General features: G+C 71.4%; 4 protein-coding genes (1 of these 4 only partly in view). All 4 read left to right on the forward strand.

Features of this window, described 5'->3' with window-relative positions; all coding sequences use genetic code 11:
- Nucleotides 1–24: 24 nt before the first annotated feature.
- Tightly spaced (each overlapping or abutting the next), the 4 genes in view from ACAM57_RS09510 to ACAM57_RS09525 form a layout consistent with a single transcriptional unit that may run on beyond the window.
- On the forward strand, nucleotides 25–5,340 hold the full coding sequence (locus ACAM57_RS09510) for an amino acid adenylation domain-containing protein (protein WP_369661474.1): 5,316 nt from the start codon (nucleotides 25–27) through the stop codon (nucleotides 5,338–5,340).
- Entirely contained in the window at nucleotides 5,340–12,428 is a 7,089-nt protein-coding gene (locus tag ACAM57_RS09515) for an SDR family NAD(P)-dependent oxidoreductase (protein WP_369661475.1), read from the forward strand. The genes ACAM57_RS09510 and ACAM57_RS09515 overlap by 1 nt, the downstream gene beginning before the upstream one ends.
- Nucleotides 12,425–15,547 (forward strand): amino acid adenylation domain-containing protein, encoded by a 3,123-nt coding sequence (locus ACAM57_RS09520; RefSeq protein ID WP_369661476.1) that lies wholly within the window; start codon nucleotides 12,425–12,427, stop codon nucleotides 15,545–15,547. Before ACAM57_RS09515 ends, ACAM57_RS09520 begins: the two co-directional genes overlap by 4 nt.
- On the forward strand, nucleotides 15,544–17,147 hold the 5' portion of the coding sequence (locus ACAM57_RS09525) for an amino acid adenylation domain-containing protein (RefSeq protein WP_369661477.1). Its footprint extends 6,169 nt past the window's final position; only the first 1,604 of its 7,773 coding nucleotides appear in the window; its start codon is at nucleotides 15,544–15,546; its stop codon lies off the right edge, out of view. The genes ACAM57_RS09520 and ACAM57_RS09525 overlap by 4 nt, the downstream gene beginning before the upstream one ends.

Consider the following 17,147-nt stretch of genomic DNA (forward strand, 5'->3'; position numbering starts at 1 on the left):
ACTCAAGGAATCGATGTGAACCCGATGCATCCCGTGGACTTCGTGAGCCACCTGCGCGATCTGGCTGCGCGGCGGCCCGGCGACACCGCGCTGATCGCCGTCACCGACCGCGACGGCGCCCCCCTCGACACCCCCATCAGCTACAGCCGGCTCGACGAGCGCGTGCGCGGCCTCGCGGCGCGGCTGCAGCAGTTCCATGGCCGTGGCGAGCGCGCGCTGATCATGCTCGACAACAGCGACGACTACGTCGTCAGCTTCTTCGCCTGCCTCTACGCCGGCCTCATCGCCGTGCCCGTGTTCCCGCCCGAATCGACGCGCAAGCGGCATCTCGGCAAGCTGGAGGGCATCGCGGCCGATGCCGGCGCCTGCTGTGTGCTGACGCATGCGGCCATCAAGGCGTCCATCGCCAGCGTGGCCGAAGCCTTTGCCGATGTGCCGCTGATCGCCGTCGACGAGATCGGCACCGAGGATGCCGACCGCTGGGCGCCGCATACGCCGGCCGCTTCCGACATTGCCTTCCTGCAATACACCTCCGGCTCGACCTCCGCGCCCAAGGGCGTGATGGTCACGCACGCCAACCTCATGGCGAACATGCGCGCGATCGAGGAGGGCCTTTCCGTCGGACAGGACGACACCTTCGCAAGCTGGCTGCCGCTGAACCACGACATGGGCCTGATCGGCGGCCTGCTGCAGCCGCTGCATCGCGGCATTCCCGTCGTGCTGATGTCGCCGCGCTATTTCCTCGAGCGGCCCGTGCGCTGGCTCGAAGCCATCTCGCGCCACCGCGCGACCATCAGCGGCGGGCCCGACTTCGCCTACCGCCTGTGCCTCGAAAGAGTTTCGGAAGCGCAACTGTGCAAGCTCGACCTGTCGAGCTGGACTCTTGCCTTCTCCGGCGCCGAGCCGGTGCGCGCAGACACGCTGCGCCAATTCAGGACGCAGTTCGCGCCAGCGGGCTTCGCCGCCGGGGCGGTGTATCCGTGCTACGGTCTCGCCGAATCGACTCTCTTCGTTGCCGGGGGCCGGCGCGGCGCGGGCATGGTCGCCCAGGGCTTCTCGAGCCGCAGCCTCGCGCGCGGCGTTGTCGAAAGCCAAGCCGAATCCGAAGAAAGCACCACGCTCGTCGGCTGCGGCAGGACCGTCTCCGGCCATGCCGTGCGCATCGTCGACCCGGTTTCGCTGGCCGTGCGCGACGCGAGTGGCATCGGCGAGATCTGGGCCACGGGGCCCAGCATCGGCAGCGGCTACTGGAACAAGCCGGATGTGTCGCGCAACACCTTCGTCGAGCACGACGGCGCCACCTGGCTGCGCACCGGCGACCTCGGCTTCGTGCACGAGGGCGAGCTCTACGTGGCCGGGCGCATCAAGGACATGATCATCGTGCGCGGCCACAACCTGTACCCGCAGGACATCGAGCGGATGATCGAATCCGAGGTCGACATCGTGCGCAAGGGCCGCGTGGCCGCCTTCGCAGTCGATGGGCCGAACGGCGAGGGCATCGGCCTCGCGGCCGAGGTCTCGCGCAGCACGCAGAAGCTGGTCAGACCCGAGGCGCTGGTCGAAACGCTGAGCGCGGCCGTGAGCGAGCAGTTCGGCGAGCCGCTGTCCGTGGTGATGTTGCTCAACCCCGGCGGCATGCCCAAGACCACCAGCGGCAAGCTGCAGCGCGGCGCCTGCCGGCAAGGCTGGATCGACCGCACGGCCGACGCCTACGCGATGTACGCGCATGGCGAATTCGTGCTCGGTGGCCCGGCGGCGACGGCGAATGCGCCTGTGGCGCAGCCGGCGCTCGACGAACTGGAGCAGGCCGTCGCCTCCATCTGGAACGAAGTGCTGCGCCGCAACGCGCAGCAGCCCGCGCTCGCGCGCGGCGATCACTTCTTCATCCGTGGCGGCAATTCGCTCGCCGCCACGCAGGTCGCGGCCCGCATCGCCGACCGCTGGGAAATCGACTTCCCCGCACGCATGCTTTTCGAACAGCCCCGGCTGGGTGACCTCTCGGCCGAAGTGCGCCGGGTGCTCGCGAGCGGCCGGCGCAGCCCGCGCAGCGCGATCCCCGTGCTGCCGGCGGAGCGCCGCGCCGGCCCGCTCGCGCTCTCGCACGCGCAGGAGCGCCAGTGGTTCCTGTGGCAGCTCGATCCGAAGAGCACCGCGTACCACGTCGGCGTGGCTCTCGATCTGTCGGGACCGCTGCACGCCGAAGCGCTCGGTGCTGCGTTCGTCGACATCGTGGCCCGCCACGAGAGCCTGCGCACCGTGTTCCGCGCGGCGGCGGACGCAAGCGTGAGCCAGTGGCTTCAGCCTGTGTCGCAGTTCTCGCTGCGGCACGTCGACCTGCGCGATCTGCCGGCACACGAGCGCGAAGCTGCGGCGATCGAGCATGCGAGCCGCGTCCACGCCGAGCCCTTCGACCTCGGCGAAGGCCCGCTGCTGCGCGCGGCGCTGATCCGCATCGACGACGCCCGTCACCTGCTCGTGGTCGTGGCGCACCACATCGTGTCCGACGGCGCATCCATGCAGGTGCTGGTCGGCGAACTCGGCGCAGGCTATGCGGCCCGCGCGAAGGGCGAGGCCCCTCGGTTCGAGCCGCTGCCGATCCAGTACGCCGACTACGCCCTCTGGCAGCGCGACTGGCTCGCCGCAGGCGAGGCCGCACGCCAGCTTGCCTACTGGCGTGCCCAGCTCGGCGACGAGCATCCCGTGCTGGCCCTGCCCACCGACCATCCGCGCCAGGCGGTTGCGAGCTACCGCGCCGCCAGCCATGCCTTCGAATTCGACGCCACCATCGTCGAGCGGCTGCGCGCCGCGGCGCAGGCGCAGGGCGCCACGCTCTTCATGGCGCTGCTGGCCGGCTTCCAGGCGCTGCTGCACCGCTACACCGGCCAGCAGGAGGTGCGCGTCGGCGTACCGGTGGCCAACCGCCACCGCAGCGAGACAGCGGGGCTGATCGGCTTCTTCGTCAACACCCAGGTGCTGCGCGCCTCGGTGAGCGGCCGCATGAGTCTCGCGCAGCTGCTGGCGCAGGTCCGAGAAGCCGCGCTCGGCGCGCAGGCCCACCAGGACCTGCCTTTCGAGCAGCTGGTCGAGGCCCTGCAGCCGCAGCGCAGCCTGAGCCACAGCCCGCTGTTCCAGGTGATGCTCAACCACCTGCGCGAGGACGCGGACACGCTGCGCGCGCTGCCCGGGCTGGAAGCCCGCGAGCGCCGCATGGAGGAGGGCGCCGCGCAGTTCGAACTCGTGCTCGACATCCGCGAGCGTGCCGACGGAAGCGCCGGGGCCGTGTTCACCTACGCGGCCGAGCTGTTCGAGCCCGCCACGATCGAGCGCATCGCTGCGCACTACCGCGCGCTGCTGGAGGCGCTGGCGTCGGATTCCGCCCAGGCCCTTGGCGACGTGCAATGGTTCGACGAGGCACAGCAGCGCCAGCTGCGCGACTGGTCGACGGGCGAGTGGCAATCGCCGCAGCCGCAGCCCGTGCACCGCCTGTTCGAAGTGCATGCACGCGCGACCCCTGCCGCCGTCGCGCTGATCGACGGCGATGCCCAGTGGAGCTACGCGGCCCTGAACGAACGCGCCAACCGCGTCGCCCACCGGCTGATCCGCCAGGGCGCAGTTCCCGGCACTGTCGTCGCGGTGGCCATCGAATCGGCCGCAGATCGCGTCGTGGGCCTGCTTGGCGTACTCAAGGCCGGCGCCACCTACCTGCCGCTGGACCCCACGCATCCCACGCAGCGCATTGCGCAGTTGCTGGAAGACAGCGGCGCCGGGCTGCTGCTGGCCAGCACTGCGGATGCGGAAGTGCAGCGAGGCATCGCCACCGTGCTGTTCGACGAAGAGCAACTGCGCGGCGAAGCCTCCGCCGACCCGGAAGTCGACCTGCACGACGGCCAGCTCGCCTACCTCATCTACACCTCCGGCACCACCGGCCGGCCCAAGGGCGTGGCCGTGCCGCATGGTGCGCTGGCCATGCACATCCAGGCGATGGCACGCACCTGCGGCATGCGTGTCGAAGACCGCTCGCTGCTGTTCGCGCTGCCGCACGTCGATGCGGCCGTCGAGCAGTGCCTGCTGCCGCTCGCGACGGGCGCGGCCCTCGTGGTGCAGTCGCAGTGGTGCTCGCTCGCGGGCGAACTCGACGCGCTGCTGCAGCGCCACCGAGTGAGCGTGGTCGACCTGCCGCCGGCCTATGCCCGCCAGCTGATGCAGGGCCAGCCGCCGTTCGCGCATGCGGTGCGCCTCGCGCTCTTCGGCGGCGAGGCCTGGACCGGCGAAGACCTGGCGCTGATCCGCCGCGTGCTGCGGCCCGAACGGATCGTCAACGCCTACGGCCCGACGGAGGCCGTCATCACGCCCACCGCCTGGAACGGCTCGGCGCACGACGACGTGCAGGGCTACGCGCCCATCGGCCGACCGGTGGGCAACCGCACGGCCCATGTGCTCGACGCCGACATGCAGCCGGTGCCGCAGGGCGTCGCTGGCGAGCTGTACCTCGGCGGCGAGGGGCTGGCGCGCGGCTATCTCGGCCGCGCGGCGCTCACGGCCGAGCGCTTCGTCGCCGACCCGCTCGGCGACGCAGGCGGCAGGCTCTATCGCACCGGCGATCTCGTGCGCTGGCGCGACGACGGCCAGCTCGAATACCTCGGCCGGCTCGACCACCAGGTGAAGATCCGCGGCTTCCGCATCGAGCTCGGCGAGATCGAGGCCCGTCTGCGCGAGCACCCGGCGGTGCGCGAGGCGCTGGTGCTCGTGCACGAGGCCGCGGCCGACCCTTCGCTCGCCGCCTATGTCTCGCCCGCGCCCGCCGCGCAGATCGACACCGCCGCGCTCAGGGAGCAACTGGCCCGCGCGTTGCCCGACTACATGGTGCCCGCGGCCATCGTGGTGCTCGAGAGCTTTCCGCTCACCGCGGGCGGCAAGATCGACCGCCGCGCGCTGCCCGCGCCCGTCGCCGCCGGGGGGCAGGGCGGCCATGCCTACGAGGCGCCGCAGGGCGACGTGGCAGAGACGCTGGCTGCGATCTGGGCCGAGCTGCTCAAGGTCGCGAAGGTCGGCATGAACGACAACTTCTTCGACCTCGGCGGCAACTCGCTGCTCGTGATCCGCATGCACCGGCTGATGGAAGACAGGCTCAAGCCGGGCCTCACCGTGGTCGATCTCTTCAAGTACCCGACCGTCGGCGCGCTCGCGCGGCGCATCGAACAGGGACAGCGCGGCGCCGCGCCTGCCGCTTCCGGCGGCGAGCTTGCCGACGACGAGCTTGCCGACGACGAGCAGGCGCGTGCCCAGCGCCAGCGCGCGGCCCTGCTGCAGCGCCGCCGTCCCACCGAAAGAAGCCTCTGATGCAAGACCAGACACCTGCGCCCGAATACACGGGCATCGAGATCGCCATCGTCGGCATGGCCGGCCGCTTCCCGGGCGCGCCGGACGTCGACGCCTTCTGGCGCAACATCCGCGACGGCGTGGAGTCGGTCACCGTCTTCAGCGACGAGCAGCTGCGCGCGCGCGGCGTGCCCGAGCGCACTCTGGCCGACCCCGACTACGTGAAGGCCGGCGTGCTGTTCGAGGGCTTCGACCAGTTCGACGCGGGCTTCTTCGGCTATTCGCCGCGCGAGGCCGAGCACCTCGATCCGCAGCAGCGCATCTTCCTCGAATGCGCCTGGGAGGCGCTGGAAAGCGCCGGCTGGCAGGCGGGGGCGGGCAAGGGCGGCGCCTCGGTCGGCGTCTACGCGGGCGACGGCCCCAACCTCTACCTCATGCGGCACCTGCTGCCCGCCTTCGGCGTGGACGCCGGCACCGGCATCGCCGACATGCTGGGCCTGATGAGCGGCAACTCCGCCGGCTCGCTGTGCACGCGCGTGGCCTACAAGCTCGACCTGCGCGGCCCGGCCGTCAGCGTGCAGACCGAATGCTCCACCTCGCTGGTGGCGGTGCACATGGCCTGCCAGGCGCTGCTGAGCCACGACTGCGACATGGCGCTGGCCGGCGGCGTGTGGCTCAACCTGCTGCAGGAAGGCGGCTACCGCTACCAGAGCGGCGCCATCCTCTCGCCCGACGGGCACTGCCGCGCCTTCGACGCGAAGGCCGCGGGCACCGTCATCGGCAGCGGCGCGGGCATCGTGGTGCTCAAGCGGCTGGCCGAGGCGCTGCGCGACGGCGACACCATTCACGCGGTCATCAAGGGCAGCGCCTCCAACAACGACGGCTCCGACAAGATCGGCTTCACCGCGCCCAGCGTTCAGGGGCAGGCCAGCGCGATCCGCGCGGCGCAGATGGTGGCCGACGTTCCCCCCGCCACCGTCGGCTACGTCGAGGCGCACGGCACCGGCACCACGCTCGGCGATCCGATCGAGATGGCCGCGCTCACGCAGGCCTTCGCCAGCGGCGGGGCAACCGAAAAGGGCAGCTGCGCCATCGGCTCGGTGAAGACCAACATCGGCCACCTCGACGCCGCGGCCGGCGTGGCCGGCCTCATCAAGGCGGCGATGGCGCTGCGCCACAGGACGCTGCCGCCCAGCCTGCATTTCGAGCAGCCCAACCCGCAGATCGATTTCGCGAACAGCCCGTTCTACGTGAACACCGAGGCCAGGCCCTGGCCGAAGGGCGATGCGCCGCGCCGGGCTGGCGTCAGCTCCTTCGGCATCGGCGGCACCAACGTGCATGTGGTGCTGGAAGAAGCTCCCGCCATCGCCGAGCAGGCCAAGGAGAGCGGCTGGCAGGTGCTGCCGCTGTCGGCCATGAGCGCTGCCGCCACGCGGCAGGCCGCGCAAAGGCTGGGCGCGCACATCGAGGCGCATCCGGAGCTCGCGCTGACCGACATCGCGCACACGCTGCAGTCGGGCCGCCGCGCCTTCGCGCATCGCAGCGCCGTGGTGGCAGACGATGCATCGGCGGCCGCGCGCATGCTGGCCTCGGGCGAGGGCGTCGTCACCGCCTCGGCGCCGGCGCCCGAAGAGCCGCCCGAAGTGGCGTTCCTGTTTCCCGGCGGCGGCACCCAGCACGCCAACATGGGCCTGGAGCTGTACCGCGGCGACACCGCCTTCCGCGATGACGTCGACCGCTGCTGCGAGCTGCTGCGCCCCGAGCTCGGCTTCGACCTGCGCGAGCTGCTGTTCCCCGCGCCGGGCGCGGAGGCCGACGCCGATGCGCGCCTCTTCAGCATCGCCCTCGCGCAGCCCGCCTTGTTCGTCATCGAATATGCAATGGCGCATTGGTGGATGCGCCGTGGCGTGCGTCCCGCGGTGATGATGGGCCACAGCCTCGGCGAATACGTGGCCGCCTGCCTGGCGGGCGTGTTCAGGCTGGAAGACGCGCTGCGCGTGGCGGCCCTGCGCGGCCGGCTGCTGCAGTCGATGCAGCCCGGCGCGATGACGGCGGTGCCGCTCTCGCAGGCCGAGCTCGCGCCTTTCCTGCAGGACGGCTGCGACCTCGCCGCCGCCAACGGCGAGCAGCTGAGCGTGCTCTCCGGCCCCATCGGTGCCATCGAGGCGACCGAGGAGAAGCTGCGCGCGCAGGGCCACCTGCCGCGCCGCCTGCATGTGTCCATCGCCTCGCATTCGGCGATGACGCAGCCGCTGCTCGGCGAACTCGAGCGGCTCATCGCCTCGGTGCCGCGGCAGGCGCCGAAGATTCCCTTCGTCTCCAACGTCACCGGCAAGCTCGTCACGGCCGAACAGGCCATGAGCCCGGGCTACTGGGCGCAGCACCTGCGCGGCACGGTGCAGTTCGTGGATGGCCTGCGCACGCTGCTCGACGTGCCCGGACGCGTGGTGCTCGAAGTGGGCCCCGGCGAAACGCTCGCGGGCCTCGCGCGCCAGCACCCTAAGGTCGCGTCGGCGGCCGCCGTGCTTGCCAGCCAGGCGCATCCGCAGCAGCGGGCGCGCAACGCACAGCAGATCGCGCAGGCGCTGGCCGGCCTCTGGCTCGCGGGCGTGGACATCGACTGGGCCGCCTGCCACGCAGGCCAGGCGCGCCGCCGCGTGCCGCTGCCGGCCTACCCGTTCCAGCGCCGCCGCTACTGGGTCGACGCACCCGATGGCGCATCGGCGAAATCGCCGGGCAGGAAGCCGCTGGACGCGTTCTACGTGCCTGCATGGAAGCGCATCGAGGCGCCGATGCCGGCACCGGCGAGCGAACCTGCCACGGGCTGCGTGCTGGTGTACGGCGACGGCCGCAGCTTCACCGGCCATCTCGCGCGGCACCTGCGCTCGCAGGGCCATCCCGTGGCCATCGCGCAGCGCGGCGAATCCTTCGCGCGCAACGGCCGCGACGAATGGGCGCTGCGCCCCGGCGAGCAGGCCGACCACGCGCGGCTGCTGCGCGAGGTCGAAGCCGACTTCGGCGCCGTCACCGCCATCCACCATCTCTGGTGCCTCGACGAGGTACCCGCCGCCGGTCCTCAGGCCGAGTTGCTGGAGCGCGGCTTCTTCAGCCTGCTGGCGCTGGTGCAGGCGCTGGATGCGCGCACCACTGCGGCCACCGCCGCCTTGCTGCCCATCGCCATCGTCGCCAACCAGATCGAGGACATCACCGGCGCGGAGGCGCTGTGCCCCGAGAAGGCCACGCTGCCGGCCATGGCCAAGGTGATCGGCCAGGAATGCCCGCGCATCCGCTGCCGCGTGATCGACGTGATGCTGCCCGCGCCCGAAAGCGAGGCCGAGAACCTGCTCGTCGAACAGATCACCGCCGAAGCTGCTGCGTTGCGCGACGAGGCCGGCGAGCCGCTGCTGGCGTATCGCGGCGCGCATCGCTGGGCCAGGACTTACGAGCCCGCGCCGCTGCCGGCCGCCGCACGGCCGCGCCTTCGCCGGGAGGGCGTGTACCTCGTCACCGGCGGCCTGGGCGGCGTCGGCCTCGCCATCGCGAAGCATCTGGCGCAGCACTGGCAGGCCAGGCTGGTGCTGCTCGGCCGCACGGCCATGCCCGAACGCGCGGCGTGGAGCAAGCTGGCCGGCGACGCAAACCAGAACGAGGCGCAGAGAACGCGCCTGCGCCAGCTGCTCGAACTCGAATCGCTGGGCGCGCAGGTGCTGACCCTGTCGGCCGACGTGTCCGACCCGGCACAGGTGCAGGCCGCGCTCGCGCTCGCGAACGCGCGCTTCGGCGCGTTGCACGGCATCGTCCACGCTGCCGGCGATGCGGGCGGCGGCATCATGGCCCAGCGCACGCGCGCGCAGGTCGACACGGTGTTCTCCGCCAAGGTGCGCGGCACCCGCGTGCTGCTGGACGCGCTGCGCGGCCAGCCGCTGGACTTCGTGCAGTTCTGCTCCTCCATCTCCAGCGTGGCCGGCGGCCTGGGCATGAGCGACTACGCCGCGGCCAACGCGTATCTCGACGCCGTGGCCGTCGCGCATGCGCGCAGCGGCGGTTATCCGGTCTTCTCGGTCAACTGGGACGCCTGGCGCGGCCTCGGCATGGCCCAGAACATGGTGGTGCCCGAAGGCATCGGCATGGACGGCCCCGAGGGCGCGCGCACCTTCGAGCGCATCGTCAACGGCCCGCCGCGGCCGCAGACCGTGATCTCGACCACCGACCTCGCCGCGCGCCTCGGCCCGCTGGACAACGGCATGCTCGACCTGCTCGATGCCGAAGGCGCGCAGCCCGCCGCGAGCGGCGGCAGCCATCCGCGCCCCGCGCTGCAGACGCCTTTCGTCGCACCCGAAGGCGAGCTCGCGAACGCACTGGCGGCGCTTTGGACCGAGCGGCTGGGCATCGCGCCCATCGGCATGGACGACAACCTGTTCGAACTCGGCGGCGATTCGCTGGTGGCCATCCAGCTGCTGTCGCGCATCCGCAAGGCCTATGCCGTCGAGCTGCACCCCAGCGAGTTCTTCAAGGCGCCGACCATCGCGGGGCTGATGGCGCACATGCCTGTGCAGGATGTCGCGGCGAACCGGGGCAGCGCCGCCTCGACCGAGATCGCACCCGTGCCGCGCGACGGCGCGCTGCCGCTGTCGCCGATGCAGCGCCGGCTGTGGCTGGTCGACCGCCTCACCGATGCAGCCAACGTCTCGGGCCGCGCGGCCTACAACATGTCGGCCGGCCTGGCCCTGCACGGCGAGCTGTACGTCGGCGCGCTGCGCGCGGCCATCGACGCCATCGTCGCTCGCCACGAAGTGCTGCGCACCGTGTTCGCCGAGGACGGCGAGGGCGAGCCCGTGGCGGTGATCCGCGATCGCGTGAGCCTGGACATCCCGGTGATCGACGTGCCCGGTGCCGACAAGGCCGAGCGCGAACGCCGCTACGCCGAGCTCTTCGACGAACTCGTGCGCATGCCCTTCGTGCTGGCCGAGGGCCCGCTGATCAAGGCCACCGTCGCGCGCCTCGGCGAGCGCGAGCATGTGCTGATCCTCGTGGTGCACCACATCGTGTTCGATGGCTGGTCGATCGCGGTGTTCGCGCGCGAGCTCGGCGAGTTCTACGAGCGCGCGCTGCGCCGCCAGCCGCTGGCGCTTGCGCCGTTGCCGGTGCAGTACGTGGACTACGCTGCGTGGTACGAGCGCGCGCTGGCCTCGCCTGCCTTCGGTGCCAAGGCTGGGTTCTGGCGCGACTACCTGCGCGACGCGCCCCAGGTCTCGAGCCTGAAGCCCGAGCACCGGCGCCCGGCCACCGCGTCGCACGCCGGCAGCTCGGTGGTGCTGGAGCTTTCGCCGGCCTTGTCGCAGGCGCTGGGCAGGCTCGCGCGCGAGTCCGACGCCTCGCTCTTCACGCTGCTGCTGTCCTCCTTCTTCCTGTTCTTCCACCAGGCCTCGGGCGCCGACGACGTCGTCATCGGCACCGACGTGGCGGGACGCGGCCATCCGGACCTGGAGCAGCTGCTGGGCTTCTTCGTCAACGTGGTGCCGGTGCGTTCGCGAATGGAAGGCCGGCCGGCGGATTTCAGTCAATGGCTCGCGCGGACGAAGCGACAGACGCTCGCCGCCATGGACCACCAGGACGTGCCCTTCGACCAGATCGTGGAACTCGCGGGCGCGCGCCGCGCGCGCGACCGCAATCCGCTGGTGCAGGTGCTCTTCGTCCTGCAGAACACACCGGAGATCCGGTTCGCCATCGAAGGCGCCGAGGTCGAGGTGCTGCCCCAGCAGATGAACGAATCCAAGTTCGACCTGGCGGTGTTCGCCAGGGAACAGGCCGGCGCGCTCACCGTCGAGTGGGTGTACGCCACAGACCTGTACCGGCGGGAAACCGTCGAGAAGTACGCCGCTTCGTGGCACGCGCTGCTGGAGCGGATCGTCGCAACACCGGGCCTGGCCATCGATGCGCCGGCCATCACCCCTTCGCAGGAGCGAATCGACATGAATACCACCACCCGACCCGCAGCCGGCAGCAGCAACAAGCTAGACAAGCTCGGCAAGCTTGGGAAACTCGCCAAGGCAGCCCCCGGCACCGAGGCCCCGCGCGCCGCCGCGCGCCCCGTGGTCCAGACCTCCTTCCTCGAGCCCGGGGCCGAGTTCCCCATCGTGCTGCAGGCCACCACCGCCGACCTCGACACCGTGGCCTGGGCGAAGAGCCAGGCCGACTACATCGAGATGCTGGTGGCCAGGCACGGCGGCATCCTGTTCCGCAACTTCGGCCTGAAGACGCCGCAGGACTTCGAGGCCTTCGCCGAGGCCATCGAGCCCGAGCTGTACGGCAGCTACGGCGACCTGCCCAAGAAGGAGGGCGGCAAGAAGACCTACCGATCCACGCCGTACCCCGAGCGGCAGATGATCCTGTACCACAACGAGAGCTCGCACCTCGACCGCTGGCCGCGCAAGCAGTGGTTCTTCTGCGAGCTGCCCTCGCCGGTGGGCGGGGCCACGCCCATCGTCGACTGCCGCGAGATGCTGCGCCGCCTGCCGGCCGACATGGTGGCCGAGTTCGAGCGCAAGGAGCTGCTGTACGTGCGCACCTTCACGCCGGGCCTGGACGTGAGCTGGCAGGACTTCTACAAGACCGAGCGCCGCGAGGACGTGGAAGCCCGCCTCGCCGACGCCGGCATCGCCTGGCGCTGGCTCGACAGCGACACGCTGCAGACGCGCACCCGCTGCCCGGCGGTGATCCGCCATCCGCTCACGGGCGAGAAGGTGTTCTTCAACCAGATCCAACTGCACCACGTGGCCTGCCTGGAGGCGCAGGTGCGCGAGGACCTGCTGGCCATGGGCGGCATCGACCGCCTGCCGCGCAACGTGACCTATGGCGACGGCTCGCCCATCGCCGACGAGACCATGGCCGTGGTCGGCCGCGTCTACGAGGAATGCGCGGTGCGCTTCGACTGGCAGCAGGGCGACATCGTCATGCTCGACAACATGCTCGCGGCCCATGCGCGCGACCCGTACGAAGGGCCGCGCAAGATCGTGGTGGCGATGGGCGCGATGTTCGACCGCGCCGCGCTGGCAGGCGCTGCGCAGGCGGCGACGGACGCCCGCATGGCCGACGAGCAGGGGGCATGAGCGTGACAACCGTGACGACTGACAACGCCGAAACCACCTTCGCGCTCAGCCCCGAGCAGCGCCTCGTGCCCGCCGGCGCGCCCCGCCTGCCGATGCTGGCCGGCATCGAGGGCCCGCTGGACATCGCTCGCCTGCGCATCGCGGTGGAGAGCGTGCTGCGCGCGCACGGCGCGCTGTGCGCGTCCATCCGGCAGGTGCCCGGCTACCGGGGCCTGCGGCTGCAGTACCACGACGAAATGCCGCCGCTGAAGTGGCAGTCCGCCGACATGCCCGACGCCTCCGGCGAGGCGGTCGCCGCATGGCTCGACGCCATCAATCGCGAGCCGCTGGCCATGGAGCGCGGTGAACTCGCCAGCGCCGGCCTCGTACGCACGGGGGAGGCGCGGCACACGCTCGCGCTGTCGGTGAACCCGCTGGCCGCCGACCGCGAGAGCCTGCGGAACCTCTTCGACCAGATCGCCATGGCCTATCTGGGCGAGGGCAACATCGATCCGGAAGACATCTTCCAGTACGCGCGCTTCGTCGAATGGCGGCAGGACCTGGTCGAAGGCGAGGACGCCGCGGAGGGCTGCGCCTACTGGCAGCGCTTCGCGGCGCACGCCGCCACGCTCGCACCGCCGCGCCTGCATGCGCGGCTCGATGGCGCCGGAGCGTCAACGACGCGCCACGAGGCCGGCGCTGCCATCGATGCGGCGCTCTCGGCCGGCGTGGCCAAACGCGCGGATGCGCTCGGCCTCGAGCCCGAGGCCCTGCTGCAGGGCGTGTGGTGGCTGTTGCTCGCGCGGCTGGACGGCGGCGCGGGCCGCTTCGTCGGCGGCTGGCAGCACGATTGCCGGCGCGACTACGAGCCGATGCAGGGCGCGGTCGGCCTGTTCGACAAGGTGCTGCCCATCCTGGTCGACGTGGACGACGAATCCTTCGCGAGCTGGATCGCCCGGCTGCAGGGCACCATGGCCGCGCACGTCGACGTGCAGGAATACTGGCCCGTCGATACGCCGCCGCTTGCCGCACACACCGTCGTCGGTTTCGCCTCGCACGAGGCGAGCCGCCGCCATGGCACCGGCACCGGCACGCAATGGACGCTGGCCGGCCTGCCCGGTCCGATGCAGTGCTTCGAGCTTGCGCTGCAGGCTGCATGGAGTGCCGAAGGCACGGTGCTGTCGCTGCACGCCGACGCGGCCCGCTACAGCCGCGCCGCGCTCCAGCGGCTGCTGATGCAGTTCGCCACCCTGCTCGACGCCGTGGTCGCTCGGCCCGATGCGCCTGCGGGCTCGCTGCCGCTGGTCGGCGCTAAGGAGCAGGCGCTGCTGCTCGCGCAGAACGATGTGCGCATCGATTTGGGCACGCAGACCGTGGCCGATCGCATCGCGCACTGGGCGAAGACGACGCCCGAGGCCCCCGCGCTCGAAGGCGGTGGTCAACGACTGAGCTACCGCGAGCTGGATGCCCGCGTCAATCGCCTTGCGCACTGGCTCGTCGCGCAGGGCGTGAAGCCGGGCGCCATCGTCGCGCTCAACCTGCCGCGGTCGCTCGACCTGCCGGTGGCGATGTTCGCCGCCTGGCGCGCGGGCGCAGCCTACCTGCCGCTGGAGCCCGGCTGGCCCGAGGCGCGCCGCGCCGCCGTGCTTGCCGACGCGCAGCCCGCGCTGGTGCTCGATGCGCTGCCCGCCGCGCTCGACGGCCTGCCCGGCGAGGCCCAGGCGCACCGCATCGCGCCGCAGGACCTGGCCTATGTGCTCTACACCTCCGGCTCCACCGGCAAGCCCAAGGGCGTCGCCATCGAGCAGGGCCAGCTGCTGAACTACGTGGCAGCCGCCTCGGCCGCGATGAAGCTCGATGAATGCCGCCGCTGGGCGCTCACGAGCTCGGTGGTGGCCGACCTGGGCAACACCGCGCTTTTCGGCGCCTTCTTCAACGGCGCATGCCTCGTCGTCGCGGGCGAGGACGAAGCCAGGGACGCGGAAGCCTTCGCCCGCTTCATGGCCACGCACGCCATCGACGCGATCAAGATCGTGCCCTCGCACCTGGAGGCGCTGCTCGAATGCGAGGCGCCCCGCCTGCCGCGCACGCTGGTGCTGGGCGGAGAGGCCGCGCCGCGCGCGCTGGTCGAGCGCATCGCGCGGCTCGCGCCGCAGTGCGCCATCTACAACCACTACGGGCCGACCGAGACCACGGTCGGCGTGATGGTGCATGCCATGCCCGCGGGCGGGCAACTGCCGGCGCAACTGCCTTTGACTCAGGTGCTGGCCAACAACCGCGTGCATGTGCTCGATGCTTCGCTGCGCCTCGTGCCGGCGGGCGGCATGGGCGAGCTCTACGTCGGCGGTGCTCAGCTGTGCCGCGGCTACCTGAACAGGGAACTGGGCGAGGCCTTCGTCGCCGACCCGTTCAACCCGGGCGAGCGGCTCTACCGCACCGGCGACCTGGCGCGCGTGCTGCCCGAAGGCGGCATCCGCCTTGCGGGGCGCGCGGACCATCAGGTAAAGATTCAAGGCTTCCGTGTGGAGCCCGCCGAGGTCGAGGCGGTGCTGTTGGCGCAGCCGGGCGTGCGGCAGGCGGTGGTGCTGGCGGTGCAGGACGCAGCTGGAGCTACAACGCTGAGTGCCTTTTTCGTTGCAGACGATACGGCGCTCGATGGTCGCGCATTGCGCGAGCAACTTGCCGCGCTACTGCCCGCGCACATGGTGCCGGCCGGCTTCAAGGCGGTGGATGCCTTCGAGCGCCTGCCCAACGGAAAGATCGACCGTCTTGCGCTGGCCGCGCTGGCGGCGAAGGAACCCGCCGCGGCCGATCGCCGCGTGCGCACCGACCCGCGCGACGCGCTCGAAGCCGTGCTGGCCGGCGGCATGGCCTCGCTGCTGGGCAGCGGCCCCATCGGCGCGGATGAAGACTTCTTCGAACTCGGTGGCCATTCGCTGCAGGTCATCAAGCTGGTGGCGCGCATCCGCAAGCAGTTGCAGGTGGAGATCGCCGCGGGCGCGGTGTTCGACCACCCGACGCCGGCCGCGCTCGCCGCGGTGCTGCGCGAGGCCAGCAGCGATGCCGAGGGGCTCGAGCAGCGGGCGCAGGCTCTTCGGCAGTCCGAAGAGGCGACGGCAGAAGCAAGCGAGGCTGCATGAGCATCGGTATCGTCAGCACGGTTCGCGACGGCGACGCCGTCGCGCTTTCCTACGCGCAGGAGCAGCTGTGCTTCCTGCAGAAGCTCGAACCCGGCCTCACGGCCTACAACCTGCCGCGCGTCTTCCGCCTGGGCGGCGCGCTCGACGCCGATGCGCTGGAGCGCGCGTTCCAGGCGCTGATCGCGCGCCACGCCATCCTGCGCACCGCCTTCTTCGAGCAGGACGGCGTGCCGATGCAGCGGGTTCTTACATCCGCGCCCTTCGCGCTGGAGCGCATCGATCTCTCGGCGCTTTCGCCCGAAGCGCAGAAGCAGCCGCTGGACGAGGCCGTGCGCCGCACCGCGGCGCATGTGTTCGACCTGGGCGCCGCGCCCGCGCTGGTCGCGCGGCTGGTGAAGCTGGGCGACCGGCGCCATGTGCTGGCCGTGTGCCTGCATCACGTGGTCTCCGATGCGTGGTCGAACCCGATCCTCGCCGGCGACCTGGCGCGGGCCTACCGGCTCGCGCTGCGCAGCGGCGGTGCTGCCGTCGCATTGCCGCCGCTGCCCGTGCAGTACGCCGACTACGCCGTGTGGCAGCGCGCGAGCGTGCAGGGCGGCGCTCTGGCGCGCCAGCTTGACCACTGGAATCGGCATCTCGGCCCCGAGGTTCCGTCGCTTGACCTGCCGACCGACCGCACGCGTCCCGCGCAGAAGACATTCGCCGGCACCGCGCTGGGCTTCGAGCTGCCGCCGGCGCTGGCACTGGCGGTGCAGAAATTCTGCCGCGCCGAGAAATGCACGCCCTTCGTCGCGCTGCTCGCGGCATGGCAGGTGCTGCTGTCGCGCCTGAGCGGGCAGGGCGACTTCGCCGTCGGTGTGCCCAACGCCGGCCGGCACCACGAGGAAGTGAGCGAGCTGCTGGGCTTCTTCGTGACCACCCAGGTGTTCCGCGCGCGGCTCTCGCCGAGGCAGAGCCTGCGCGAGGTCTGCCGCCAGGTGCGCGCCGATGCGCTGGCCGCGCTGGACAACGCCGACCTGCCCTTCGAAGTGCTGCTCGCGAACCGCAAGGACCGGCGCGACCCGGCACGCAGCCCGCTGTTCCAGGTGATGTTCGGCGTGCAGATGTCCGGCGAGGCCGTGGCGCTCGATTTCGAGGGCGTGCAGGCCGAGCTGGAAGAGTTCGACGACGCGGGCGCCAAGTTCGACCTGTCGCTGGACTTCTACATCGACCCGCAGGGCGTGCGCGGCCGGCTCGAATACAACACCGACCTGTTCGAGGCGCGCACCGCGCAGCGGCTGGTCGACAGCTACCAGCGCGTGCTGCAGACGCTGGCATCCGACCCTGACTGCGTGCTCGCGAATCTCGTGCTGACGGGCGAGGAAGAACGCGCCGGACTGATGCGCCAGAGCGCCGGCCTGCCGCACCGCGACTACACGGAGCCGGTGCACAGGCTGATCGGCAGGCAGGCGCAACGCACCCCGGGCGCGGTGGCGCTGGTCTTCGGCGATGTCTCGCTGAGCTACGCCCAACTCGACGCGAAGGCGAACCGCCTCGCGCACCGCCTGATCGCGCTGGGTGTGAAGCCCGACACCAAGGCCGGCATCGCCGTCGAGCGCAG

Origin of the sequence: Variovorax sp. V15, assembly GCF_041154425.1 — a bacterium.
Lineage (GTDB): Bacteria > Pseudomonadota > Gammaproteobacteria > Burkholderiales > Burkholderiaceae_C > Variovorax > Variovorax guangxiensis.